Origin of the sequence: Streptomyces sp. AC555_RSS877 (assembly GCF_019049245.1) — a bacterium.
GTDB lineage: Bacteria > Actinomycetota > Actinomycetes > Streptomycetales > Streptomycetaceae > Streptomyces.
Map to the genome: position 1 here is coordinate 1 of NZ_JAGMUK010000076.1, position 1,989 is coordinate 1,989.

At 68.2% G+C, this 1,989-nt stretch carries 2 protein-coding genes; both read right to left on the minus strand.

Features of this window, described 5'->3' with window-relative positions; all coding sequences use genetic code 11:
- Positions 1-1,414 (minus strand): condensation domain-containing protein (locus KUM49_RS30695; RefSeq protein ID WP_254402037.1); only part of this gene is annotated, 1,414 nt, incomplete at its 3' end.
- On the minus strand, positions 1,414-1,989 hold a 576-nt coding region (locus KUM49_RS30700; RefSeq protein WP_254402038.1), incomplete at its 5' end, for a phosphopantetheine-binding protein. The genes KUM49_RS30695 and KUM49_RS30700, both read right to left, overlap by 1 nt.

The following is a 1,989-nucleotide window of genomic DNA, read 5'->3' on the forward strand; positions in this document are numbered from 1 at the left end:
CAAACAACTCCGGCAAAGTCGACACCTCAGCATCCACCACCGTGTCATTCCACTCCACCAGCAAATTCCGACGCTCAGCAGAATCAAGAATCTCCACCGCGCTCATCGGCACGGACAGATCCCCAGCAAACGCCGACAACACCCGAACCCAGCGATGCGCAATCTGGACAGAGGTCTCCTCGTCAAACAGATCAGCAGCCGCGATAACCATGCCCCGCATACCCGCGGGGGCGCCGTCGGCACCGAAGATCTCGGAGGCGGTGACATCGAGGTCGAACTTGGCCGTGGGAGCTCCCCCAGCCATCCGGGAAGGCCTGAGACCGGAAAGATCCAGCTTCGCCGAGCCGGCGTTCTGCAGCGTCAGCATCACCTGGAACAGCGGATGCCGCGTCATGGAGCGGGCAGGCGCCAGCTCCTCGACCAGCCGCTCGAACGGCAGATCCTGGTGCTCGAACGCACCAAAGCTCGTTTCCCGGACCTGCTCCAGCACCTCGGCGAGCGTCGGATCGCCGGCAAGGTCGGTGCGGACGACCAGCGTGTTGACGAAGAATCCGACAAGGTCGTGCAGCGCCTTGTCAGTGCGGCCGGCGATAGCGGAGCCGATCGGAATGTCTGAACCGGCGCCGAGCCGGGACAACGTCACCGCAAGCGCGGCCTGCAGCACCATGAAGAGGCTCATGCCTCGCTCATGCGCCAGGGCGACCAGCCGCCGGTGCACTCCCGCCGGGACCGCCAGCTCAGCCTGGTGCCCGCGGTAGGAACGCACCGCGGGCCGCGGCCGGTCGGTCGGCAGCGCCAGCTCCTCCGGGACCCCCGCCAACGCCTCCCGCCAGTACTCCACCTGCTGCGACAGCACGCTGTCCGGGTCGTTCTCGTCTCCGAGCAGTTCCCGCTGCCACAGGGCGTAGTCCGCGTACTGCACCGGCAGCGGCTCCCACCCAGGCTCCATGCCCGTGCGCCTCGCCTCGTACGCCACCGACAGATCCCGCGCCAGCGGCCCCGCCGACCAGGCGTCCCACGCGATGTGGTGCACCACGACGACCAGCACATACTCGTCCGGACCCACGACGAACAGGTTGGCCCGCAGCGGGATCTCCGTGGCCAGGTCGAATGCCTGCCGCGCCGTGCGCGTCACGGTCTCGGTGAGCTGCTCCGGAGCCACGTCCGCGACGACCAGTGCGAAGCCGGCTTCGCTGACCGAAAGGATTCGCTGGTACGGCTCTCCGTCAGGCGCCGGGAACACCGTCCGCAGCACCTCATGCCGCTCCAGCACATCCCGCAGCGCAGCTTCCAGCGCTTCGTGGTCGAGCGCCCCGAAGAAGCGCAGCACGGTGGGGTTCGTGTACGTCGTGCTCGGACCCTCCAGCTGCGCCAGGAACCACAGCCGACGCTGGGCGAACGAAAGCGGGATCATCAGGACTCCTCCTGGCTGCGCATCGACCGCAGCGCGGGCCTCACTCTTTGACGGCTATTACCTTGATGTGCGAGCTGGGCCGCGAGCCCGGCCGGCGTGCGGGCGGCGAAGACCGCCCGGATGGGCAGCTCCGCTCCCAGTTGCTCCCGTACTTCGCTGATCAGCCTGGTCGCCAGCAGCGAGTGGCCGCCCAGCGCGAAGAAGTCGTCGTCGACTCCGACCGCAGGCAGGCCGAGGACCTGAGCGAACGCCTGGCACAGGAGTTCCTCCTGCGCCGTCACCGGCCCACGCCCTTCGCCACCGGCATACTCCGGGGCAGGCAGAGCCCTCCGATCCAGTTTTCCGCTCACCGTCAGCGGCAGCTCATCCAGCACGACCACCGCCGACGGCACCATGTACTCCGGCAACCGTCCGAGTACAAAGCCCCGTACATCACCGGGAAGTGCATCCGTTGCGGCGTCCGCGGCCGCAACGACGTACGCGATCAGCCGGACATCACCCGGGGTGTCCTCCCGGGCCACCACCGCCACCTGGCCGACCTGCGGGTGGCCGGCCAGCACGGCCTGCACCTCACC